Below are 21,496 nucleotides of genomic sequence, written 5' to 3'. Positions count from 1 at the left end.
TGCCCTAATGGGAGCTGTGCCGTCTCCTCACAGGAGCTGTGTTGTCTCCTTACGGGAGCTGCGCCGTCCTCACGGAAGCCGCCCCGCCCTACCGGTGTCCCTCTGCCTTTTCCTGACGGGGCATCAGAAAGCCCTTCCCCCGGACGCGTCCCTGCGGCATCCTGCCGCCATGCAGACGGAGCTGAGCAACCGGCTGGGAGTCGAGCACGCCGTCTTCGGGTTCACCCCGTTCCCGGCGGTGGCCGCCGCGATCACCCGCGCCGGGGGCTTCGGCGTGCTCGGCGCGGTCCGTTACACGGCCGCCGACGAACTGACCCGCGACCTGGACTGGATCGAGCGGCACACCGACGGCAAACCGTACGGCCTCGACGTCGTGATGCCCGCGAAAAAGGTCGAGGGTGTCACGGAGGCGGACATCGAGGCGATGATCCCGCCCGAGCACCGCCGCTTCGTCGCGCGGACCCTGGCCGCACACCAGGTGCCCGAACTGCCCCCGGGCGAGGCGTCCGGCTGGCGCATCACCGGCTGGCTGGAGCAGGTCGCCCGCTCCCAGCTCGACGTCGCCTTCGAATACCCGATCAAACTCCTGGCCAACGCGCTCGGCTCACCCCCCGCCGACGTGGTCGAGCGCGCCCACGCGCACGGCGTCCTCGTAGCCGCCCTCGCGGGCAGCCCCCGGCACGCGCGGCACCACCGGGACGCCGGTATCGACATCGTCGTCGCCCAGGGCTACGAGGCCGGCGGCCACACCGGCGAAATCGCCACCATGGTGCTCACCCCCGAAGTCGTCCGCGCGGTCGACCCGCTGCCCGTGCTCGCGGCCGGCGGCATCGGTACGGGCGAACAGGTGGCCGCCGGGCTGGCCCTGGGCGCCCAGGGCGTCTGGCTCGGATCCGTCTGGCTGACCACCGAGGAGGCCGGGCTGCACTCCCGGCGGCTCACCGAGAAACTGCTCGCGGCGGGCTCCGGCGACACCGTCCGCTCGCGCGCGCTGACCGGCAAACCCGCCCGGCAGCTCCGTACGGCGTGGACGGACGCCTGGGACGACCCGTCCAGTCCGGCACCGCTGCCCATGCCCCTCCAGGGACTGCTGGTCGCCGAGGCCGTCTCCCGTATCCAGAAGTACGAGGTCGAGCCGCTGCTCGGCACGCCGGTCGGCCAGATCGTCGGGCAGATGAACTCCGAACGCAGTGTGCAGGCGGTCTTCGACGAGCTGACCCGCGGCTTCGAGCGGGCCGTCGACCGCATCGACCGCATCGCCGGGCGCGCGGCCGGGCGTTCGGCCGAGTTCTGACCACCGGCTCCGAGCCGAGGAGGGACACGTATGTCGGCACCCATGGCGTCACCCACCCCGAACGGCTTCTGGGCGCAGGCCGCCGCCGACCCGGGGCGTACGGTCCTGATCGCCCCGGACGGCGAGGAGTGGACCGCCGCCCGGCTGCACGCCGCCTGCAACCGCCTGGTGCACGGCCTGCGCGCCGCGGGCCTGGAGCGGGGCGACGCGTTCGCGGTGGTGCTGCCCAACGGAGTGGAGCTGTTCACCGCCTATCTCGCCGCCACCCAGGCGGGCTTCTACCTCGTACCGGTCAACCACCACGCGGTCGGCCCGGAGATCGCCTGGATCGCCGGGGACGCGGAAGCCAAGGTCCTGATCGCGCACGAACGGTTCGCCGGCGCGGCCCGCGCCGCCGCCGACGAGGCGGGACTGCCACCGCGACACTGCTATTCCGTCGGCGAGGTGCCCGGGTTCCGCCCGTACCCCGCACTCCTCGACGGACAGCCGGAGACCGCGCCCGACGACCGCACTCTCGGCTGGGTCATGAACTACACCTCCGGCACCACCGGCCGCCCCCGCGGCATCCGCCGCCCGCTCCCCGGGAGGCTGCCCGAGGAGTCCCCGCTCGGCGGCTTCCTCGGCATCTTCGGCATCCGCCCCTTCGGCGGCAACGTGCACCTGGTGTGCTCACCGCTGTACCACACGGCCGTACTCCAATTCGCCGGCGCCTCCCTGCACATCGGGCACCAGGTCGTCCTGATGGACAAGTGGACGCCCGAGGAGATGCTGCGCCTGATCGACACGTACCGCTGCACCCACACGCACATGGTGCCGACCCAGTTCCACCGTCTGCTCGCCCTCCCGGAGGAGGTACGGGCACGCTACGACGTGACCTCGATGCGGCACGCGATCCACGGCGCCGCGCCCTGTCCCGACCACGTCAAACGGGCCATGATCGACTGGTGGGGGAGCTGCGTCGAGGAGTACTACGCGGCGAGCGAGGGCGGCGGCGCCTTCGCCACGGCCGAGGACTGGCTCAAGAAGCCCGGTACGGTCGGCAGGGCCTGGCCCATCAGCGAACTGGCGGTCTTCGACGACGACGGCGAGCGCCTGCCGCCCGGCGAACTGGGCACCGTCTACATGAAGATGACCACCGGCGGCTTCAGCTACCACAAGGACGAGAACAAGACCCGCGAGAACCGCATCGGCGACTTCTTCACCGTCGGCGACCTCGGGCACCTGGACGAGGACGGCTACCTCTTCCTCCGGGACCGCAAGATCGACATGATCATCTCGGGTGGCGTCAACATCTACCCCGCCGAGATCGAGGCCGCCCTGCTCGCCCATCCCGCCGTCGCCGACGCGGCCGCCTTCGGCATCCCGCACGACGACTGGGGCGAGCAGGTCAAGGCCGTCGTCGAACCCGCCGACGGCTACGCGCCGGAGCCGGCGCTCGCCGACGCGATCCTGGCCCACTGCGCGGAGCGGCTGGCGGGCTACAAGTGCCCCAGGTCGGTCGACTTCGTCGCGACCCTGCCCCGCGACCCGAACGGCAAGCTGTACAAGCGGCGGCTCCGTGATCCGTACTGGGCGGGGCGGGGGCGCGTCGTGTAGCCGGGAGCGGCGGTGTCCCCGTGTCCCTGTGCCCATGACCTGTCGGGGGGCGTCCTCGACCTGTCGGGGGGTGTCCTTGACCTGTCGCGGGCCGGGGCACAGGATCGCGCCCATGACGGGAGTACGGACGAACACGGTCGACGGCGTCCTGCGGCGCAGCGCGCGCCGGACACCCGAGCGCACGGCGGTGATCCACGGCGACCGGCTCTGGACCTACCGCGAACTGGACGACGCGGTGACGGCCGCCGCGTACGCCCTGCTGGACACGGGGCTCCGGCCCGGCGACCGGGTCGCCGCGTACGGGCACAACTCCGACGCGTACGTGATCGGCTTCCTGGCCTGCGCCCGCGCGGGCCTGGTGCACGTACCCGTCAACCACCACCTCGTCCGTGACGAACTGCGCTACATCGTCGAACAGTCGGGCAGCACCCTCGTCCTCACCGACCCCGCTCTGGAGCACCGGCTGCCGTCCGGAGCACGCACCATGCCGCTGCGCGACGCCACCGGCTCCCTTCTGGAACGCGCGCGGCAAGGGCCGCCGGAGGGGGCAGCGGACCTGCCCGCGGGGGGCTCGGACGACTCGTACGGTCCGTACGGCTCAAGCTCCGACGACCTGGCCCAGCTCCTCTACACCTCCGGCACGACCGGGCTGCCCAAGGGCGCGATGATGACGCACGGCGCGCTGGTGCACGCGTACGCGTCCGCCGTCGCCGCCCTGGATCTCAAGGCCGCCGACCGGCCCGTGCACTGCCTGCCGCTCTACCATTCGGCGCAACTGCACGTCTTCCTGATGCCGTACCTGGCCGTGGGCGCGGTGAACGTCATCCTCGACACCCCGGACCCGCAGCGGATCTTCGACCTGGTGGAGGCGGGCCGGGCCGACAGCCTCTTCGCGCCGCCCACCGTCTGGATCGGCCTCTCACAGCACCCGGGGTTCGGCACACGGGACCTCAGCGGCCTGCGCAAGGCGTACTACGGCGCCTCCGTCATGCCGGTGCCCGTGCTGGAACGGCTGCGCGCCCGGCTGCCCGGCCTCGCCTTCTACAACTGTTTCGGGCAGAGCGAGATCGGCCCGCTGGCCACCGTCCTGGGGCCGGACGAGCACGAGGGGCGGATGGACTCGTGCGGCCGCCCGGTGCTGTTCGTGGAGGCCCGGGTGGTGGACGAGCACGGCACCGAAGTGCCGGACGGCACCCCCGGGGAGATCGTCTACCGCTCGCCCCAACTGTGCTCGGGCTACTGGGACAAGCCGGAGGAGACCGCGGCGGCCTTCCGGGACGGCTGGTTCCGCTCGGGGGACCTGGCGACGCGCGACGCGGCCGGCTGCTTCACCGTCGTCGACCGGGTCAAGGACGTCATCAACTCGGGCGGTGTACTGGTCGCCTCGCGGCAGGTCGAGGACGCGCTGTACGCGCATCCCGCGGTCGCCGAGGTGGCGGTGATCGGGCTGCCGGACGAGCGCTGGATCGAGGCGGTGACCGCCGTGGTCGTACCGCGGGCGGAGGCCGGGGTGCCGGGGGAGGCGGAGCTGATCGCGGTCGCGCGGGAGCGGCTGGCCGGATTCCAGGTGCCCAAGCGGGTGCTGTTCGTCGAGGCGCTCCCGCGCAACGCCAGCGGCAAGATCCTCAAGCGGGAACTCCGGGACCGGTTCCGCTCCGGCGGAGCGTGAGCGGCCGATCGTGTTCCGGAGCGGCCGATCGTGTTCCGGGCGGCCGCCGAGGGCGATTGTCAGACCCCCCTGCCATGCTGAGAAGTGCCGGGGGAAAGGCACCGACCGACACCGCGTGTTCCCCGGTGACGAGGGCGTACGTGCTCGCTCGGCGGCCGCCCGCGTCGCGGCACGACGACCGCACGCCGGAGGAGATCACCATGCTCACGACCCAGTACGTCCCAGGTGCGCCGAACTGGCTCGACCTCGGGGCCACCGACATCGACGCGGCCGTCGCGTTCTACGGCGGCGTCTTCGGCTGGACCTTCCGCTCGGCCGGCCCCGACGCCGGCGGGTACGGCTTCTTCCAGCTCGACGGGAAGACCGTCGCCGGGGCCGGACCACTGACCGAGGAGGGCGCGACGCCGGCCTGGACCGTCCACTTCCACAGCCCCGACGTGGACGCCCTGGCCAAGACCGTGGAGCAGGCCGGCGGTACGGTCCGCTTCGGCCCGTGCGACGTCTTCACCGCCGGCCGGCTGGCCGGGTTCACCGACCCGGCCGGCGCCGAGTTCGCGGTCTGGCAGCCCGGCGACGTCCCGGGGATGGAAGTGGTCGGCGCCTCGAACGCCGTCTGCTGGACCGAGCTCTACACGACCGACCCGGCCGCCGCGAAGAACTTCTACCGCACGGTCTTCGGGTGGGAGACGGCCGACAACGCGATGGGCGAGAACCTGGTCTACACGGTCGCCTCGCCCGCCGGCACCGACCCGAACGGCGACGCGGGCCACGCCGGCATCACGCAACTGCCTCCCGAGAACCTCGCGGCGGGCTCCACGTCGGAGTGGCACCCGTACTTCGCCGTGGAGGACTGCGACGCGACGGCCGCCGCCTCCACGGAACGCGGCGCGACGGCCCTCGTCCCGCCGGTGGACGCCGAAGGCATAGGCAGGCTGGCCATGCTGCGGGATCCGTTCGGCGCTCCGTACGCGCTGCTCACGCCGAGCCCGAGGTAGGGAGACCGGAGGGAGGCACCAGGGGAGCGCCGTCAGGCTGGGCCAGAGGCGTGTTCAGGCGGCCCAGCCGCTGGTGTTCGAGTACGACTCGTAGCAATAGCGGGTGTTGCGGTCCCATTCTTCGCCGGTGATGCGTTCGTAGGCCTGGTCCGGTGCGTAGAGCAGGCTCTCGGCCCGGACGAGGTCGGTGGCGAACGGGGTGAAGGTGCGCGGGTCCCGCAGTACGCCTTCGAACACCTCACGGCCGGCGGCGACGACTGCGCAGCGCGTGTAGAGGAACGAGTCACCGGAGAGGCCCAGACCGAGCTCCTTGCGGTCCAGGCGGTAAAGGGCCCAGGACAGGTGCTCGGCGAAGCCGGTGACCACGAACACCGGGGACCGGGCAAGGTGATCGGTCAGCGCGGCCGCGAGGCGTTCGGAGTCAGGGTCCGGCCCGGTGGGCCTGCATGCGTCGATGAGCTGCCAGAAGGTGTCTTCGTTCATGGCAGTGAGCATGACGCAGGGGTCTGACATTCCGGGGCCGTGGCCACGGTGGCAGGACTGCGCGGCTTCCCGACGGACGGTGCGCCGCCCGCCGGGAAGCCGCGGCTCCGCGTCTCCGGATCTCCGGGCCTCCGGCAGTCGGATGAGAGCGGGCCGACATCTGCTCCTCAGCCGCGGGCGTCCACGATGCGTTTCAGTTTGCCGACGGAGCGTTCCAGGGTCTCCGGGTCGACGATGTCCACGGCGACCGAGACACCGATGCCGTCCTTGACGCCGCGGATGATCCGGCCGACGGCGGCCGTGCGCTCCTCCGGGGTCGCGTCCGGTCGTGCTTCCGCCCGTACGGTCAGGTGGTCCATCCGGCCTTCCCGGGTCAGCCGGAGCTGGAAGTGCGGCGCGACGCCCGGTGTACGCAGCACGATCTCCTCGACCTGGGCGGGGAAGAGGTTCACGCCCCGCAGGATGATCATGTCGTCGCAGCGGCCGGTGATCCTCTCCATCCGGCGGAAGGCGGGCCAGGCGGTGCCGGGCAGCAGCCGGGTCAGGTCCCGGGTGCGGTAGCGGACCACCGGCAGGGCCTCCTTGGTCAGCGAGGTGAACACCAGCTCGCCGTGCTCGCCGTCGGGCAGGGGGACGCCGGTGACCGGATCCACCACTTCCGGATAGAAGTGGTCCTCCCAGATGTGCAGCCCGTCCTTGGTCTCCACGCACTCCTGCGCGACACCGGGGCCCATCACCTCCGAGAGGCCGTAGATGTCGACCGCGTCGATCGCGAAGCGCTCCTCGATCTCGCGGCGCATCTCCTCCGTCCACGGCTCCGCGCCGAACAGCCCCGTCCTGAGGGAGGTGGTCTTCGGGTCGACGCCCTGCCGTTCGAACTCGTCGAGGAGGGTGAGCAGGTAGGACGGCGTCACCATGATGATCTCGGGGCGGAAGTCCTGGATGATCCGCACCTGCCGCGCGGTCATGCCTCCGGAGGCCGGGACGACCGTACAGCCGAGCCGTTCCGCGCCGTAGTGCGCGCCGAGGCCGCCGGTGAACAGGCCGTACCCGTACGCGATGTGCACCTTGTGGCCGGGCCGGCCGCCCGCCGCGTGGATCGAACGGGCCACGACGTCGGCCCAGACGGCCAGGTCCTGCCCGGTGTAGCCGACGACCGTCGGACGGCCCGTCGTCCCGCTGGAGGCGTGGATGCGGCGGATCTCGTCCTGCGGCACGGCGAACATGCCGAAGGGGTAGTTGGCCCGCAGGTCGTCCTTGACGGTGAAGGGGAAGCGGGAGAGGTCCGCGAGCGACCGGCAGTCCTCGGGGCGGATTCCGGCCCGGTCGAAGGACTGCCGGTAGAAGGGGACGTTCTCGTACGCGTGCCGCAACGAGGCGCGCAGCCGTTCCAGTTGCCGGGCCCGCAGCTCGTCGGCGGACAGTTGCCGCGCGGCGTCGACCGCGCCCGCGTCCGAGTAGGGGCCGAACGTGCCCGTGCCGCCACTCATTTCGTACTCGATCTTCGCGCATCCGGCATGGGTGTCACCGTTCCGTGTCCCGACCGATCAGTCGGTGGCTGAGTGCGCTCCAAGTAATCAGCGGGCGGCGGAACGCGTCAAGGGGCGTGACGAACTCCTGCGCGGGTAGTTTCGAGCGCATGAGTGATGTTCGGAAGGTGCAGGTCGGTGACGTCCGCCTGGCGTACCGGTGCTGGGGTGACGCGGGCGCGCCTCCGGCGGTGCTGCTGCACTGCCTCGGCGAGGACGGTGAGGACTGGCGCGGCGTGGTCGGCCAGCTCGCGGCCACCCACCGGGTGTACGCGCTGGACCTCCGGGGGCACGGGCACAGCGACTGGCCGGGGGAGTACGGCTTCGAGCGGTGGCGCGACGACGTGGCCGGGTTCCTCCGGGAACTGCGGCTCGGACCCGTGGCGCTCGTCGGACACTCCCTCGGCGCGGTCGCCGCGCTGCTGCTGGCCGCCGACCGCCCGGAGCTGGTGGAGCGGCTGGTGCTGGAGGAGGCCGCGCCGCCCCTCCCGGCGGCACCGCCGCAGGAGATCCCGGACCCGCCACCGGGCCCGCCGGCGTTCGACTGGCAGGCCAAGGTGGCCGTGGTGGCCCAGCGCAACGCGCCGGACCCCGGGTGGTGGGACGGCCTGGCGAAGATCACCGCGCCGACCCTGGTGATCGCCGGCGGCCCCACCAGCCACATCCCGCAGCAGCAGCTCCAGGACATGGCCGCACGCATCCCGGACTGCCGTCTGGTGACGGTCGAGGGGGCGGGGCATCTCGTGCACGAGGAGCGCCCGCTGGAATACCTCGACGCGGTCCGGGCTTTCCTGGTGCCCAACCCCTGAAGATTCCCGGGTGCGGACCGTCGTACGCGCCCACGATCGGCCCAATGCCGCAACGGTGTCCCTTCCCCGTGGTGCGCTGACCGCGCACCCCTCGAAAGGAACATCATGCGTACATCACTTCGTATGACCATCCGTGCGGCGGTCGGTCTGCTGGTCGCCGTGGCCCTGTCCGGCGCGGTACTGCCCGCCGTGGCGCACGCCGACTCGGACGACGGGGCGGGCTCGGGCGCCCGCCCAGCCTCCGGCAGCCACGGAGATTCCGGGGCGCCGTCGAAGAGCGGGTTCCTGTTCCCGGTCGACGGCCTCGCCCAGAACGCCAACGTGGGCGTCACCAGCGTGTCGGACCATGACTGACCGGGCCTGGCCATGACTGACCGGGCCCGACCGGGACCGGCTGGGCCTGATCGGGTCCGGACGGGTCGGACCTGACCGGGACCGGCTGAGCCTGACCGGGGCTGGACGGGCCGGACCTGATCGGGCCGGGGCGGGCCGGACCCAGCCGGTCTCCGCGCCGACGCCGCCGGCCGCCCGGCCGTATCGTGATCGCCGGGCGGGCGGTGGCGCGATGCCAGGAGGGGGCGGGTATGAGCGCGGAAGAGCGCGCGGGCCAGGGGGCGCGCGGGGAGGACGAGCGGGCGGAGGCCGCGGTCCTTGCGGGGGACGAGCAGGCGTTCGCGCATCTCGCCGAGCGGTACCGGCACGAACTGCGCGTGCACTGCTACCGGATGCTCGGGTCGTTCGACGACGCGGAAGACCTCGTACAGGAAGCCCTGCTGCGGGCCTGGCGCAAGAGGGCGGGCTTCGAGGGGCGGGGGACGTTCCGGGCCTGGCTGTACCGGATCGCGACCCACGCCTGTCTGGACGCGCTGTCCAGCCCGGCCCGCACCAGGGAGATCGCGGTGGCGGTCGACAGCGCGGGCGTGCCGAAACGTTCCGCGCCGGCCGAGGTGACCTGGCTTCAGCCCTACCCCGACGCCCTGCTGGACCTGGCCGCGCCGGACGGCAGCGGCCCGGAGGCCGCGGCGATCGCCAGGGAAACCGTCGAGCTGGCCTTCCTGGCGGCGATCCAGCACCTGCCGCCACAGCAGCGGGCCGTGCTGATCCTGCGCGACGTCGTGGGTCTGCCCACCGCGGAGACGGCCGGCATGCTCGAAGTGAGCGGCGCCGCGGTCAAGAGCGCGCTGCAACGCGCCCGCGCCACGCTGCGCGAGCAGTTGCCCGAGCGGCGCACCGACTGGGGGCGGGGCGCCATCGGCCCCACCGAGGCCGAGCGCGCACTTCTCCAGCAGTTCGTCGACGCCTCACGGGCCGCCGATGTCGCGGCGCTGGCCGCACTGTTGCGTGCGGACGTCCGGCAGACCATGCCGCCCGCCCACCTGGTGTTCGACGGGCGCGCGGCCGTCATCGGCATGTGGCGCGCGGTCCTGGAGGGGGACCAGGCGTGGGGCGACTGGTTCGCCGTGCCGCTCGCCGTGAACCGGCAGCCGGCCGTCGCGAACTACGTACGGCCGCCAGCGGCGCCGGCGTACACCGCGGTCAACATCGACGTTCTGCGTATGGAGCACGGCAGGATCGCCGAGATCACCACCTTCGCGCCGGACCTGCTGCCGGCCCTCGGCCTCGCCTCCGTCCTGACGCCCGCCGAAGTCGAGGACGACCCGGACGGTCAGTGACGCAGATCACTTCCGTCCGCCGATTCCTTTCCGGGGGCCCGCCGGTCGTACGAGGACGAGCACGAGGACGAGCCGTGACGGAAAGGAAGGAACCGTGATGACGGAGCAGCGGGACGGAAGCGGCGAAGTGGCGGGGACGAACGAGGGGATCGGGGAACTGGAGCGACTGCTGGGCCGTTGGCGGGTCGAGGGCGGGGTGACCGGTACGGTCACCTACCGCCGCCTCGACGGAGGGTTCTTCCTGGTGCAGGAGGTGGAGCTGGAGCAGCACGGCCGGCGGATCGCCGGCATCGAAGTGATCGGCAGGGAGAAGCCTTTCGGCGCCGTGACTCCGGGGGAGGACATCGCGTCACGTTTCTACGACAACGAAGGGCACACCTTCGACTACGTGTACGAGATGGAGGGGGACACCCTGACCATCTGGGGCGGCGAGAAGGGCTCGCCCGCGTACTTCCGGGGCACCTTCACCGCGGACGGCAATGCGCTTGCGGGTGCGTGGGTCTACCCGGGCGGCGGAGGGTACGAGTCCACGATGACCCGGATCGGCTGACCAACTGCCGGGGCCGGGGGGACTCAGCGGAGTTCCCCCGGCCTTCGGCTCCGGCCTCGGCTCCCGGTTTCGGCCTCCGGCCTCGGCTCCCGGCCTCGGTCCCGGCTCCGGCCCCTGGCTTTGGCCGCGGCCTCGGCCCCCGGCCTCGGCCGCGCCGTCGCGGGATGCGCGGGCGTCCGTTCCGCACCGAGTGGCGGGATCTTGTTCACCCAAGGGGACGCACACCCGCCTGCCGTCACCGTCCGGCCCGCCGAACTCGCCAGTATGAGCGCGTGATCTCTTTCCCTCGCCATCGCGGACGGCACCGCCGGTCCGCCCCGCTCGTACTGGGTGCGGGCGTCCTGGCAGTGCTGTCGTTGCTGCCGTCCTCCGCGCTCGCCGCACCACCGGCCCCGGAGGTGACCGCCGCCCCGGACCCCGCCGCCCCGGGTCCGGCGGTCCCGGGCACGCCCGCCGCCGACGCGGCTCTCCCGGGCACGGCCTCCGCTCCCACCGGCGCCGAACGCCGGGTCTCCGCCTACCTCGACGGGATCAGGAAGCGGCCCGCGGCGCTGCGCGCCTTCTTCCGCGACCTGCCCAAGGGCGCCGACCTGCACAACCACCTGTCCGGCGCGGCCTCGACCGAGCTGCTGATCAAGCTGGCCGGGGACGACGGCCTGTGCATCGAGACCAGGACGATGACCGCTCGGCCCGCTCCGTGCGGGCCGGGTACGCGTCCGGCGGCGCAGGCCAGGCAGGACCGTTCCTTCCACCGGCAGATCCTGCGCGCCTGGTCGATGCAGGACTTTTCGTCGGCGTCCGGCGAGTCCGGGCACGACCACTTCTTCGCGGCCTTCGGGAAGTTCGGTGAGGTGAGCTGGCGCCACGGCGGCGAACTGCTGGCCGACGTCGCCAACACCGCCGCCCGGCAGCACCAGTTCTACCTGGAGACGATGCTGACGCCCGCCTCCGGGGGCAGCAAGAAGCTGGCCGAACAGGTCGGCTACCACGCGGACCTGCGGCGGATGCATCAACTGCTGACGGCAGGTGGCAAGTTGGACAAGCTCGTACGCGACGCGGGCCGGGAGATCGACAAGGACACCGCGGCGTTCCGCAAGGCGGCGCGCTGCGACACCGCCAGGCCGGGCCCCGGTTGCCGGCTGACCGTCCGCTACATCTCGCAGGTGTCGCGCGGCTCCACACCGGAACGGGTCTTCACCCAGATGGCGCTCGGTATGCGCCTCGCCGAACGCGACCACCGCTACGTCGCGGTGAACCTCGTGCAGCCGGAGGACGAGCGGAACGCGCTGCGCAACTACCGGCTCCACATGCGGATGCTGGACTACCTGCACGGTGTCTACCCGCGCGCCCACATCACCCTGCACGCCGGTGAACTCGTCCCCGGCCTGGTCAAGCCCGAGGACCTGCGCTTCCACATCAACGAGGCGGTCCGCACCGGGCACGCGGAGCGCATCGGTCACGGCGTCGACGTGGCGCACGAGGACGGTGCGCCCGCCCTGCTGCGCACCATGGCGCGGCGCGGCATCGCGGTGGAAGTGCCGTTCACGAGCAACCGGCAGATCCTCGGGGTCTCCGGTGCCGACCACCCGTTCCCGCTGTACCGGCGCTACGGCGTTCCGGTCGTGCTCGCCACCGACGACCCCGGGATCTCGCGCAGCGACATCAGCGCCGAGTACCGGTACGCGTCCGGCACGTACGGCCTGCGGTACCGCGAACTGAAGGACCTGGCGCGCGCGTCCTTGGAGCATGCCTTCCTCCCGGGCCGCAGTCTGTGGGGCGACCGGAACCACGGGAAGCGCGCGTACGAACTGGCGCGCCCGTGCCGCATGGAGCGTCCGGGCGGGCACCAGCCACGCGCGGCTTGCACCCGGTTCCTCGCCAAGAACCTGAAAGCGGCTCTCGAATGGCGGCAGGAGGTCGCTTTCGCCCGCTTCGAGCACCGCATCCTGCACGCGCGGCACTGAGCGCGGCGCAGCGACGAACAGCGGGAGCGGGGACGCTTCCTCGCTCCCGTGCCGCCGTCAGTAGGATCGCCAGGGCAAACCCGAGTCCGTGCCGGTGTCCGGGAGGCCGACGGTGGTACCGAACGCGCGAACGTCCCTGCGCCGCCTGCTGATCGCAGGCGCGGCCACGACCGCTCTCCTCACCGCCGTACCGGCTCCGGCGTCGGCGGGCACCGCGTCCACCTCGGCCGTCGTACGGCCCGCAACAGCGAACTCCGCGCCCGCCGCGCCCCCTCGGGAAGCGGACGCGCTGCGCCCCCTCGCCGCCTTGTCCGCCCGGCGCCTCGCCACCGCCGACCTGGTGGCCGCGGCCAAGTGGGGCACCGGCAGCCCTGTCGACGACCCGGTGCGTGAGCAGCAGGTCCTGGACGCGGTGGCGCGGCAGGCGGCGGAACTCGGGACCGATCCGCGGTGGACCGCGCGGATCTTCCGGGACCAGATCGAGGCCAACAAGACCGTGCAGCGCGGACTGCACCGCCGGTGGGCCGCGGATCCCGCGCGGGCGCCGGGCGAGCGGCCGGACCTCGGTGAGGTGCGCAAGGAGATCAACCGCGTCAACGACGCGCTGGTACGCGCGATCGCCGCGTCCGGCGCGGTACGCACCTCGCCGCGCTGCGTTCCCTCGCTGGTGGGCGCCGCCGCACACGTACGCCGCGAACAGCGCCTGGACGCCCTGCACACGGTGGCGCTGGCCCGCTCCGTACGGTCCGTGTGCGGCGGTGAGGCCCTGGTACCGGCCTCAGCACCGGCTCGGGCGTCCTGACGGCTCCGCCGCCAGGCGCCCCTGCGAAACGTCACGAACCGGGTGCCAGGAGCACCGGCATTTCCCCGAACCCGTTGAAGACCAGCGACGGACGACGGGCGGGCGGCCGTTCCGGTTCGTGCAGGCGCAGGTCCGGGAAGCGGGCGAAGAGCGCGGGCAGGGCGACGGCCGCTTCCAGCCGGGCGAGGGGCGCGCCGAGGCAGTGGTGGATGCCGTGCCCGAAGGTGAGGTGACGGGTGGTGGCCCGGGTGTCGAAACACCCGGCCGCGGGCCCGTGCTGCCGGGGGTCGCGGCCGAACGCGGTGTACGAGAGCATCACCGGATCGCCCGCGCGGACGGTCCGGCCGGCCACGTCCACGTCGCACAGCGCGTAGCGGAACGGGAAGTGGGCCACCGGCGGGTCCCAGCGCAGCGTCTCTTCGACCACGGCGCTCCAGGGCACCTGTCCGCTGCCCGCGAGGGCGAGCTGGCCGGGGTGGGTCAGCAGTGCGTGCACGGCGTTGACCAGCAGGTTCACGGTGGTTTCATGCCCGGCCACGATCATCAGCAGGAGCGTGTCGACGAGTTCGGTGCCGCTGAGCGGGTGGGGGCCGGGAGCGACCAGCGCACTCGTCAGGTCGTCCCCGGGACGGGCCCGCTTCTCGTCCAGGAGGCCGGCGAGCGCGGTGCGCAGCTCGCGGTGGACCGCCGGCGTCCCGGACGGGTCGGAGGGAGCGCCGAACAGGGCACCGCACAGTGACCGCAACCGGTCGCGGCGGTCGCCGGGTACGCCGAACAGCTCGCAGACGACCCGTATCGGCAGCGGGTGGGCGTAGCGGGCCCGCAGATCGACCGGCTCCCCGGGCGGGCCGGCGGCGAGGCCGTCCAGCAGTTCTCCCGCCAGCTCCTCGACGCGCGGCCTGAGCAGCTCCACGCGGCGCACGGTGAACGCGCGGGCCAGCGGCGCCCGGAGCCGGGTGTGGTCGCCCGCCGTCGCGGTGGTCATGTTGGCGACGGTCAGCAGCGGCGCCAGCGGCCAGGAGCGCGGGACCTCGCCGCTGCGCCAGGCGCGCCAGGCGCCGATGTCCTTGACGAAGCGGCTGTCGGCGAGCACCTCCCGTCCGGCCTGATGGTGGGTCACCAGCCAGGCGGACACTCCGCCGGGCAGCAGAACGGGCACCACCGGCCCCGCCGCGCACAGCGAGGCCGTGCCGGAGCAGGGATCGTGCTCAGCGGGGTCGAGCCGTACCGGAATGCCGTACGTGCCGGAGAGTTCGTCTCCGAGCTCCACGCCGTCGAAGTCCATGCTTCAGGTTAGAACCGTCACCGGGCCCCTTCCCACCCTCGGCGTGGGCCATGGCTTGCTGCATTCGCGGGTCATGGGCTGCTGCATTCGGGGGGAGCGGCGTGTGCCAAGCGGGTGAAGGGCGGGGGCCGGTTGTCGACCTGGCGCGGGGTGCGGGCAACCGTGCGGGTGTCCCCTTCTTCCCACTCAGGAGAACACCCTCATGTCGAAGTTTCTCGCCGTCATACCCCGGCCCGGCGCGGCGCACACCGGTTCCCGGTCGTGTGGGCCGCGCCGCCATCACCGCCGTACCGTCTGAACCAGCCGGTCAGGGGCTCCGGCCGCCGTCGGGGCGGCGGCCGGAGCCCGGCTGGAACGGTGCGGGAGCCGTGTCCCGCGGTGTCCGCCGGAGCCCCGCGGAAGGCCGCACGCGGCGGACCTCGGACCGCCACGCGGACCGCACCCGCTACGGAGCGCCCGCCCCGGAAGCCACCGCCTTCGCCCACCGGTAGTCCGCCTTGCCACTGGGGGAGCGCTGGATGCGTTCGGTGAACACCACCGAACGCGGAATCTTGTAACCGGCCAGCCGTGTGCGGCAGTGGTCCTGCACCGCGGCCAGGGCCAGCGGCGCCGCACCGTGGCGGAGTTGCACGACCGCGGCCACCCGGCTGCCCCACCGCTCGTCCGGTACCCCCGCCACCAGCGCGTCGTAGATGTCCGGATGCGCCTTCAGTGCCTGTTCGACCTCCTCCGGGTACACCTTCTCGCCGCCGGAGTTGATGCACTGTGAGCCCCGGCCGAGGACCGTGACGATGCCCGCCTCGTCGACGGTCGCCATGTCACCGAGGAGCACCCACCGCTCGCCGTCCGCCTCGAAGAACGTCTCGGCGGTCTTGCGCGGGTCGTTGTAGTAGCCCAGCGGCACATGTCCGCGCAGCGCGAGCCGCCCCACCTCGCCCGCCGCCACCCGGGCGTGCGCGGGGGAGGCGGGATCGACCACCGCAGTATGCGCGTTGACGCGCAACCGGAAGCCCCGGCCGGGGCCCGAGTCCTCGGTGGCGGTGCCGTTGAAGCCGGACTCGGAGGAGCCGAAGTTGTTGAGCAGCAGGGCGCCCGGCACCAGCGCGGCGAACTGCTCCCGTACGGTCTCCGAGAGGATCGCCCCGGAGCTGCTGACGCTGAACAGCGAGGAGCAGTCCGTGCCCTTCAGCGGACCGGCCAGCGCGTCCGCGAGCGGGCGCAGCATCGCGTCACCGACCAGCGACATACTGGTCACCTTCTCCCGTTCGACGGTGCGCAGCACCTCCTCCGGGACGAACTTGCGGTGCAGGACCACCTTCTGGCCGAAGTGGAAGGCGATGAAGGCGGTGAGGGTGGAGGTGCCGTGCATCAGCGGGGGAGTGGGGAAGAAGACCAGGCCCTCGCCGCCCGCGGCGACGCGTTCGGCCAGTTCCTCGGGGCGCCGTACCGGTTCGCCGGTGGGCGCGCCGCCGCCCATGCCGGAGAAGAAGATGTCCTCGTGCCGCCACAGCACGCCCTTGGGCATGCCGGTGGTGCCGCCGGTGTAGATGACGAGCCGGTCGCCGCCGGAGCGCGGAGCGAAGTCGCGCCCGGACGAGCCGGACGCCTCGGCGTCGGTGAACGGCACCGGCGCGACGGCGGGCTCCGGGGCGCCGGCGGGCGGCGCGCCCACCCGTACGAGGTGGCGCAGCCGGTCAGCGCGCGGCAGGGCGGCCGCCACCCGGCCGGTGAACTCCGCGTCGAAGACCAGGGCGACGAGGTCGGCGTCCTGGTAGAGATAGGCCAGCTCGTCCTCGACGTAGCGGTAGTTGACGTTGACCGGTACGGCGCGGATCTTCAGGCAGGCGTAGAGGGTCTGGAGGTACTCCACGCCGTTGTAGAGGTGCAGGCCGACGTGCGAGCCGGGGGTGACGCCGTGGTCGCGCAGGTGGTGAGCGAGCCGGTTGGCGGCGCGGTCCAGCTCCCCGTACGTGAGGCGGCGCTCCGCGCCGGTGCCGGGGTGGTCGAGGAACACCAGCGCCTCACGCCCGGGAACCGTGTCCACGACCGACTCGAACAGATCGGCCAGGTTGTATTCCACGTCTCCTCCAGAACGGGCGGCGGCGTCGGCTCGCGGTCATTAGAGCGCCGCACGCCGTACGGGGGAAGGGGCACGGCGCCGTAAACTGACTGTCTGTCAGGAAACTCTTGAAGTCGGCCCCCGGCTCCTGCAACCTGTTCTACGTTCCGGGGCGGACGGGCGGCTCTCGGTGGCGGCGGGCACGGACCGCGGCCGCACGGACAGGAGGACGCATGGGCGGGACCGAACATCTGACGGTGACACGCGAGGGCGCGACCCTGGTGCTCACCCTCGACCGGCCGGAGGCGAAGAACGCGCTGTCGCTGCCGATGCTGGTGGGCCTGTACGACGGCTGGACCGCCGCGGACGCGGACGACTCCGTGCGCTCGGTCGTGCTCACCGGCGCGGGCGGCGCCTTCTGCGCCGGTATGGACCTCAAGGCGCTGGCCGGCCGGGGCATGGACGGCGAGCCGTACCGCGAGCGCCTGAAAGCCGACCCCGACCTGCACTGGAAGGCGATGCTGCGCCATCACCGCCCGCGCAAACCGGTCATCGCCGCCGTCGAAGGGCCCTGCGTCGCCGGCGGCACGGAGATCCTCCAGGGCACCGACATCCGGGTGGCCGGGCGGAGCGCCACGTTCGGGCTCTTCGAGGTACGGCGCGGCCTGTTCCCCATCGGCGGTTCCACCGTCCGCCTCGCCCGCCAGATCCCGCGCACCCACGCCCTGGAAATGCTGCTCACCGGGCGCCCCTACACCGCGGAGGAGGCCGCGCGCATCGGGCTGATCGGCCATGTCGTGCCGGACGGCGACGCGCTCGGCAAGAGCCTGGAGATCGCCGCGCGGATCAACGACTGCGGCCCGCTCGCCGTCGAGGCGGTCAAGGCGTCCGTCTACGAGACCGCCGCGATGACCGAGGAGGACGGGCTGAAGGCCGAACTCGCCCGCGGCTGGCCGGTATTCGACACGGACGACGCGAAGGAAGGCGCCCGGGCCTTCGCCGAGAAGCGCCCGCCCGTCTTCCGGCGCGCCTGATCCGGCGCGCCGGCCCCCGGCCGTGCCCGCCCCCCGTACGGAAGCGAGGAGCCCGTATGCCCCCGACCTCCCGCACCGCCGCCCCCGACGCACCCGACCCCGACGCCCCTGACGTGCTGTCGGCCCCGCTCGTCGTCGCGTTCCCCTTCACCCGGTCCCTCGGGCCCGTGCAGAGCGCCTTCCTCACCGGGCTGCGCGAACGGGCCGTGCTGGGCGTCCGGACCGGGGACGGGCGGGTGCTGGTGCCACCCGTCGAGTACGACCCGGCCACCGCCGAGGAGATACGCGACCTCGTCGAGGTCGGCAGCACGGGGACCGTCACCACCTGGGCCTGGAACCCGGCCCCGCGCCGCCACCAGCCGCTGGACACCCCGTTCGCCTGGGTACTCGTCCGTCTCGACGGCGCCGACACGGCCCTGCTGCACGCCTTGGACGCCCCCGGCCCCGACGCCGTGCGCACCGGGATGCGGGTCCGCGTGCGGTGGGCGGCGGAGCGTACCGGGTCGATCACCGACATCGCGTGTTTCGAGCCGTACGAGGGCGACGGGAGCGCGGAAACCGCCCCGCACGCCGGCGAGTTCCCCGACCCCGTCACCGGCATCACCGCCCCCGCCCGCCTCGACTACACCTACTCACCCGGCCGCGCCCAGTCCCGCTACCTCGCCGCCCTCGCCGGACACCGGACCGTCGGAGAGCGCTGCCCCTCCTGCCGCAAGGTGTACGTACCGCCCCGCGGCGCCTGCCCCACCTGCGGCGTGGCCACCCGTGACCAGGTCGAAGTCGGTCCCAAGGGCACCGTCACCACCTTCTGCATCGTGAACATCAAGGCGAAGAACCTCGACATCGACGTGCCGTACGTCTACGCGCACATCGCCCTGGACGGCGCCGACCTGGCCCTGCACGCCCGTATCGGCGGCATCCCGTACGACGAGGTGCGCATGGGCCTGCGGGTGGAGCCGGTGTGGCGCGGCGACGGCCGCTACCCGGACCACTACCGGCCCACCGGCGAACCCGACGCCGACTACGACAGCTACAAGGAGCTGGTCTGATGCCCGCGACCCCCGGCCCGCCCGCGGAGCGACGCGAGGTCGCGGTCGTCGCCTTCGCGCAGAGCGACCACGCCCGCGACACCGCCGAGGTCTCCGAGGCCGAACTGCTGCTGCCGGTGCTCCAGGACGCCCTGGGCCAGGCCGGCCTGCGGGCCGGGGAGATCGACTTCACCTGCTCGGGGTCGTCGGACTACCTGGCCGGACGGGCCTTCTCCTTCACCATGGCACTGGACAGCGTCGGCGCCTGGCCGCCCATCGCCGAGTCGCACGTCGAGACGGACGGCGCCTGGGCGCTGTACGAGGCGTGGGTCAAGCTGCTGACCGGGGCCGCCGAAACCGCGCTCGTGTACGCGTACGGCAAGTCCTCGTCCGGCGCGGTCCGCGACGTGCTCACCCGCCAGCTCGACCCGTACTACCTCGCACCCCTGTGGCCCGACTCCGTCTCCCTCGCCGCCCTCCAGGCCCAGGCCCTCATCGACGCGGGTGACACGGACGAGGCGGCACTCGCCGGCATCGCGGCACGCGTCCGCGCCGATGCGGCCGCCCGTCCGCACGCCCGGCACAGCGGGCCGGTGCCGCCCGGCGACTACGTCGTCCAGCCCCTGCGCACCACCGACTGCCCGCCCGTCACCGACGGCGCCGCCGCCGTCGTCCTCGCGGCCGGGGACACCGCGCGGCGGCTGTGCGACCGGCCCGCCTGGATCCGCGGCATGGACCACCGCATCGAGGCCCACGCACTCGGCGTACGGGACCTCACCGACTCGCCGTCCACCCGGCTGGCCGCGGAGCGCGCCGGAGCCTTCGAACAGCCGGTGGACACCGCCGAACTGCACGCCCCCTTCACCGCGCAGGAGGTCGTGCTCCGCAAGGCACTGCGGCTGGACGACCGGGTACGGATCAACCCGTCCGGCGGCGCGCTCGCCGCCGACCCCATGATGGCCACCGGACTGATCCGGATCGGTGAGGCCGCGCAGGCCGTCCGGCGCGGCGCGTCCCGGCGGGCGCTGGCCCACGCCACGTCGGGGCCCTGCCTCCAGCAGAACCTGGTCGCCGTACTGGAAGGGGACCCGCGATGAGCAAGTCCGGAGCACCCGAGGGCGGAACACCCCGACCCGGAGCGTCCAGGGCCGCCGTGTCCAAGGAGCCCGTCGCCGTCGTCGGCATCGGCCAGACCCGGCACGTCGCCGCGCGCCGCGACGTCTCCCTGGCCGGCCTCGTCCGCGAGGCGGCCCGACGCGCCCTCGACGACGCCGAACTGACCTGGCCCGCCATCGACGCCGTGGTCATCGGCAAGGCCCCCGACTTCTTCGAGGGCGTCATGATGCCGGAGCTGTACCTCGCCGATGCCCTCGGCGCGGTCGGCAAGCCGATGCTGCGGGTGCACACCGCCGGCTCGGTCGGCGGCTCCACCGCCCTGGTCGCGGCCGACCTCGTCGCCGCCCGGGTGCACCGCACCGTCCTGACCCTGGCCTTCGAGAAGCAGTCCGAGTCCAACGCCATGTGGGGGCTGTCGCTCCCGGTCCCCTTCCAGCAGCCGCTGCTGGCCGGCGCGGGCGGCTTCTTCGCGCCGCACGTCCGCGCCTACATGCGGCGTACGGGCGCCCCCGCCACGGTCGGCTCCCTGGTCGCGTACAAGGACCGCCGCAACGCGCTGAAGAACCCGTACGCCCACCTCCACGAGCACGACATCACGCTGGAGAAGGTCCAGGCGTCCCCGATGCTCTGGGACCCGGTCCGCTACTCCGAGACCTGCCCGTCCTCCGACGGCGCCTGCGCGATGGTCCTGACCGACCGCGCGGGCGCACGGCGGGCGCCCCGCCCCGCCGCCTGGATGCACGGCGGGGCCATGCGCAGCGAACCGACCCTCTTCGCGGGCAAGGACTTCGTCTCCCCGCAGGCGGGCAAGGACTGCGCCACGGCCGTGTACCGGCAGGCCGGGATCACGGACCCGCGCCGGGAGATCGACGCGGTGGAGATGTACGTACCCTTCAGCTGGTACGAGCCGATGTGGCTGGAGAACCTGGGCTTCGCCGCGCCGGGCGAGGGCTGGAAGCTCACCGAGTCCGGGGTGACGGAACTCGACGGCGACCTGCCCGTCAACCCCTCCGGGGGGGTGCTCTCCGCCAACCCCATCGGCGCCTCCGGCATGATCCGCTTCGCCGAGGCGGCCCTCCAGGTCCGCGGGCAGGCGGGGGAACACCAGGTCCCCGGCGCGCGCCGGGCCCTGGGCCACGCCTACGGAGGCGGCTCGCAGTTCTTCTCGATGTGGCTGGTGGGCGCCGAGCCGCCCGCCACCTAAAGCGCGCCCTGTCCCGCACCGGGCGCGATGACTAGGCTGACCGCGACGCCGAACCGGGAGGAGCAGCGACGTGGCCGAGGGCATCATGGAACAGCGGCTCGTGGACGGGACCAGGCCGGAACTCGACCTGTCCGGCGCCGCCTGGCAGTCCAGCAGCCAGGGGATGGGCGATGTGCAGGTCGCCTTCGTCGAAGGCTGGATCGCGATGCGCAACCGGCGCACTCCGGACGTACCCGCGCTGGTCTTCACCCCCGCCGAGTGGCGCGGCTTCGTCCTGGGCGCCCGGGACGGCGAGTTCGACCTCACCTGACGCGCCACCCCCGCGCCGCGGCCCCTGCCCGGGGCAGGCGGCCGGACGACCGGACGGAGACGGCCGCCGGTCATCCGGCCGCGCGCGGCCGGGCGG

General features: G+C 72.9%; 19 protein-coding genes. 15 read left to right on the top strand and 4 right to left on the bottom strand.

From position 1 onward, the window contains the following. Positions 1 to 169 precede the first annotated feature (169 nt). The 4 genes from ACZ4QV_RS33750 to ACZ4QV_RS33735 all read left to right on the top strand — a co-directional run bounded on the left by ACZ4QV_RS33750 (position 170) and on the right by ACZ4QV_RS33735 (position 5,554). Complete coding sequence (locus tag ACZ4QV_RS33750) at positions 170 to 1,294, top strand: NAD(P)H-dependent flavin oxidoreductase (protein WP_361585896.1); 1,125 nt, start codon at positions 170 to 172, stop codon at positions 1,292 to 1,294. A gap of 30 nt (positions 1,295 to 1,324) precedes the next feature. After that, on the top strand, positions 1,325 to 2,890 hold the full coding sequence (locus ACZ4QV_RS33745) for an acyl-CoA synthetase (RefSeq protein WP_467763821.1): 1,566 nt from the start codon (positions 1,325 to 1,327) through the stop codon (positions 2,888 to 2,890). A 112-nt stretch (positions 2,891 to 3,002) separates the two neighbouring features. After that, positions 3,003 to 4,559 carry an acyl-CoA synthetase gene (locus ACZ4QV_RS33740; RefSeq protein WP_467763820.1) on the top strand — a complete coding sequence of 519 codons (1,557 nt, stop codon included), beginning with the start codon at positions 3,003 to 3,005 and terminating at the stop codon, positions 4,557 to 4,559. Between the two features lie 200 nt (positions 4,560 to 4,759). Further along, the gene (locus ACZ4QV_RS33735) at positions 4,760 to 5,554 is read left to right on the top strand and encodes a VOC family protein (RefSeq protein WP_361616129.1); all 795 of its coding nucleotides are present in this window, start codon (positions 4,760 to 4,762) and stop codon (positions 5,552 to 5,554) included. Between the two features lie 54 nt (positions 5,555 to 5,608). Here the strand turns inward: ACZ4QV_RS33735 and ACZ4QV_RS33730 are convergent, their stop codons facing one another. Both ACZ4QV_RS33730 and paaK read right to left on the bottom strand, forming a co-directional pair. Further along, positions 5,609 to 6,037, bottom strand: coding sequence for a DUF4240 domain-containing protein (locus tag ACZ4QV_RS33730; protein ID WP_467763819.1), 429 nt, complete (start codon positions 6,035 to 6,037; stop codon positions 5,609 to 5,611). 167 nt (positions 6,038 to 6,204) lie between these two features. Continuing rightward, the gene (gene paaK, locus ACZ4QV_RS33725) at positions 6,205 to 7,527 is read right to left on the bottom strand and encodes a phenylacetate--CoA ligase PaaK (protein WP_361585908.1); all 1,323 of its coding nucleotides are present in this window, start codon (positions 7,525 to 7,527) and stop codon (positions 6,205 to 6,207) included. Positions 7,528 to 7,676: 149 nt separating this feature from the next. Here paaK and ACZ4QV_RS33720 point away from each other — a divergent pair, with 149 nt between their 5' ends. The 6 genes from ACZ4QV_RS33720 (at position 7,677) to ACZ4QV_RS33695 (ending at position 13,364) form a co-directional block, all read left to right on the top strand. After that, positions 7,677 to 8,375 carry an alpha/beta fold hydrolase gene (locus ACZ4QV_RS33720; protein WP_361585911.1) on the top strand — a complete coding sequence of 233 codons (699 nt, stop codon included), beginning with the start codon at positions 7,677 to 7,679 and terminating at the stop codon, positions 8,373 to 8,375. Between the two features lie 105 nt (positions 8,376 to 8,480). Then, the gene (locus ACZ4QV_RS33715) at positions 8,481 to 8,729 is read left to right on the top strand and encodes a hypothetical protein (protein ID WP_361155151.1); all 249 of its coding nucleotides are present in this window, start codon (positions 8,481 to 8,483) and stop codon (positions 8,727 to 8,729) included. 230 nt (positions 8,730 to 8,959) lie between these two features. Beyond that, complete coding sequence (locus tag ACZ4QV_RS33710; RefSeq protein ID WP_361585914.1) at positions 8,960 to 10,048, top strand: RNA polymerase subunit sigma-70; 1,089 nt, start codon at positions 8,960 to 8,962, stop codon at positions 10,046 to 10,048. 97 nt (positions 10,049 to 10,145) lie between these two features. Next, complete coding sequence (locus ACZ4QV_RS33705) at positions 10,146 to 10,598, top strand: hypothetical protein (protein WP_467763818.1); 453 nt, start codon at positions 10,146 to 10,148, stop codon at positions 10,596 to 10,598. Positions 10,599 to 10,873: 275 nt separating this feature from the next. Further along, on the top strand, positions 10,874 to 12,562 hold the full coding sequence (locus tag ACZ4QV_RS33700) for an adenosine deaminase family protein (RefSeq protein ID WP_467763835.1): 1,689 nt from the start codon (positions 10,874 to 10,876) through the stop codon (positions 12,560 to 12,562). Positions 12,563 to 12,674: 112 nt separating this feature from the next. After that, positions 12,675 to 13,364, top strand: a complete 690-nt coding sequence (locus tag ACZ4QV_RS33695; protein WP_361585920.1) for a chorismate mutase — start codon at positions 12,675 to 12,677, stop codon at positions 13,362 to 13,364. Between the two features lie 31 nt (positions 13,365 to 13,395). On the opposite strand, the gene ACZ4QV_RS33690 is transcribed toward ACZ4QV_RS33695, so the two are convergent. Both ACZ4QV_RS33690 and ACZ4QV_RS33685 read right to left on the bottom strand, forming a co-directional pair. Continuing rightward, entirely contained in the window at positions 13,396 to 14,649 is a 1,254-nt protein-coding gene (locus tag ACZ4QV_RS33690; protein WP_467763817.1) for a cytochrome P450 family protein, read from the bottom strand. A gap of 445 nt (positions 14,650 to 15,094) precedes the next feature. Continuing rightward, entirely contained in the window at positions 15,095 to 16,729 is a 1,635-nt protein-coding gene (locus tag ACZ4QV_RS33685; RefSeq protein ID WP_361616963.1) for an acyl-CoA synthetase, read from the bottom strand. A 212-nt stretch (positions 16,730 to 16,941) separates the two neighbouring features. On the opposite strand from ACZ4QV_RS33685, the gene ACZ4QV_RS33680 reads away from it, so the two are divergent. The 5 genes from ACZ4QV_RS33680 to ACZ4QV_RS33660 all read left to right on the top strand — a co-directional run bounded on the left by ACZ4QV_RS33680 (position 16,942) and on the right by ACZ4QV_RS33660 (position 21,400). After that, on the top strand, positions 16,942 to 17,742 hold the full coding sequence (locus ACZ4QV_RS33680; protein WP_361155161.1) for a crotonase/enoyl-CoA hydratase family protein: 801 nt from the start codon (positions 16,942 to 16,944) through the stop codon (positions 17,740 to 17,742). A gap of 56 nt (positions 17,743 to 17,798) precedes the next feature. Next, positions 17,799 to 18,791: a Zn-ribbon domain-containing OB-fold protein gene (locus ACZ4QV_RS33675; protein ID WP_467763816.1), complete on the top strand. Its 993-nt coding sequence runs from the start codon at positions 17,799 to 17,801 to the stop codon at positions 18,789 to 18,791. Then, on the top strand, positions 18,791 to 19,867 hold the full coding sequence (locus ACZ4QV_RS33670; RefSeq protein ID WP_361155164.1) for a thiolase domain-containing protein: 1,077 nt from the start codon (positions 18,791 to 18,793) through the stop codon (positions 19,865 to 19,867). The genes ACZ4QV_RS33675 and ACZ4QV_RS33670 overlap by 1 nt, the downstream gene beginning before the upstream one ends. 56 nt (positions 19,868 to 19,923) lie before the next feature. Then, a complete protein-coding gene (locus tag ACZ4QV_RS33665) occupies positions 19,924 to 21,090 on the top strand; it encodes a thiolase domain-containing protein (protein ID WP_361155269.1) in 1,167 nt (388 codons plus the stop codon). Between the two features lie 85 nt (positions 21,091 to 21,175). Beyond that, the gene (locus ACZ4QV_RS33660; protein WP_467763834.1) at positions 21,176 to 21,400 is read left to right on the top strand and encodes a DUF397 domain-containing protein; all 225 of its coding nucleotides are present in this window, start codon (positions 21,176 to 21,178) and stop codon (positions 21,398 to 21,400) included. Positions 21,401 to 21,496 lie beyond the last annotated feature (96 nt).

It is taken from the genome of Streptomyces sp. NPDC026394, from assembly GCF_055567735.1.
This window is presented reverse-complemented; position numbering and strand designations above follow the sequence as displayed.

Excerpts from the sequence above, each read along its gene's own strand:
- ACZ4QV_RS33750 (WP_361585896.1), top strand. The coding sequence starts at position 170 with ATGCAGACGGAGCTGAGCAACCGGCTGGGAGTCGAGCACGCCGTCTTC.
- ACZ4QV_RS33745 (WP_467763821.1), top strand. The coding sequence starts at position 1,325 with ATGTCGGCACCCATGGCGTCACCCACCCCGAACGGCTTCTGGGCGCAG.
- ACZ4QV_RS33740 (WP_467763820.1), top strand. The coding sequence starts at position 3,003 with ATGACGGGAGTACGGACGAACACGGTCGACGGCGTCCTGCGGCGCAGC.
- ACZ4QV_RS33735 (WP_361616129.1), top strand. The coding sequence starts at position 4,760 with ATGCTCACGACCCAGTACGTCCCAGGTGCGCCGAACTGGCTCGACCTC.
- ACZ4QV_RS33730 (WP_467763819.1), bottom strand. The coding sequence starts at position 6,037 with ATGAACGAAGACACCTTCTGGCAGCTCATCGACGCATGCAGGCCCACC.
- paaK (WP_361585908.1), bottom strand. The coding sequence starts at position 7,527 with ATGAGTGGCGGCACGGGCACGTTCGGCCCCTACTCGGACGCGGGCGCG.
- ACZ4QV_RS33720 (WP_361585911.1), top strand. The coding sequence starts at position 7,677 with ATGAGTGATGTTCGGAAGGTGCAGGTCGGTGACGTCCGCCTGGCGTAC.
- ACZ4QV_RS33715 (WP_361155151.1), top strand. The coding sequence starts at position 8,481 with ATGCGTACATCACTTCGTATGACCATCCGTGCGGCGGTCGGTCTGCTG.
- ACZ4QV_RS33710 (WP_361585914.1), top strand. The coding sequence starts at position 8,960 with ATGAGCGCGGAAGAGCGCGCGGGCCAGGGGGCGCGCGGGGAGGACGAG.
- ACZ4QV_RS33705 (WP_467763818.1), top strand. The coding sequence starts at position 10,146 with ATGACGGAGCAGCGGGACGGAAGCGGCGAAGTGGCGGGGACGAACGAG.
- ACZ4QV_RS33690 (WP_467763817.1), bottom strand. The coding sequence starts at position 14,649 with ATGGACTTCGACGGCGTGGAGCTCGGAGACGAACTCTCCGGCACGTAC.
- ACZ4QV_RS33680 (WP_361155161.1), top strand. The coding sequence starts at position 16,942 with ATGGGCGGGACCGAACATCTGACGGTGACACGCGAGGGCGCGACCCTG.
- ACZ4QV_RS33675 (WP_467763816.1), top strand. The coding sequence starts at position 17,799 with ATGCCCCCGACCTCCCGCACCGCCGCCCCCGACGCACCCGACCCCGAC.
- ACZ4QV_RS33670 (WP_361155164.1), top strand. The coding sequence starts at position 18,791 with ATGCCCGCGACCCCCGGCCCGCCCGCGGAGCGACGCGAGGTCGCGGTC.
- ACZ4QV_RS33660 (WP_467763834.1), top strand. The coding sequence starts at position 21,176 with ATGGAACAGCGGCTCGTGGACGGGACCAGGCCGGAACTCGACCTGTCC.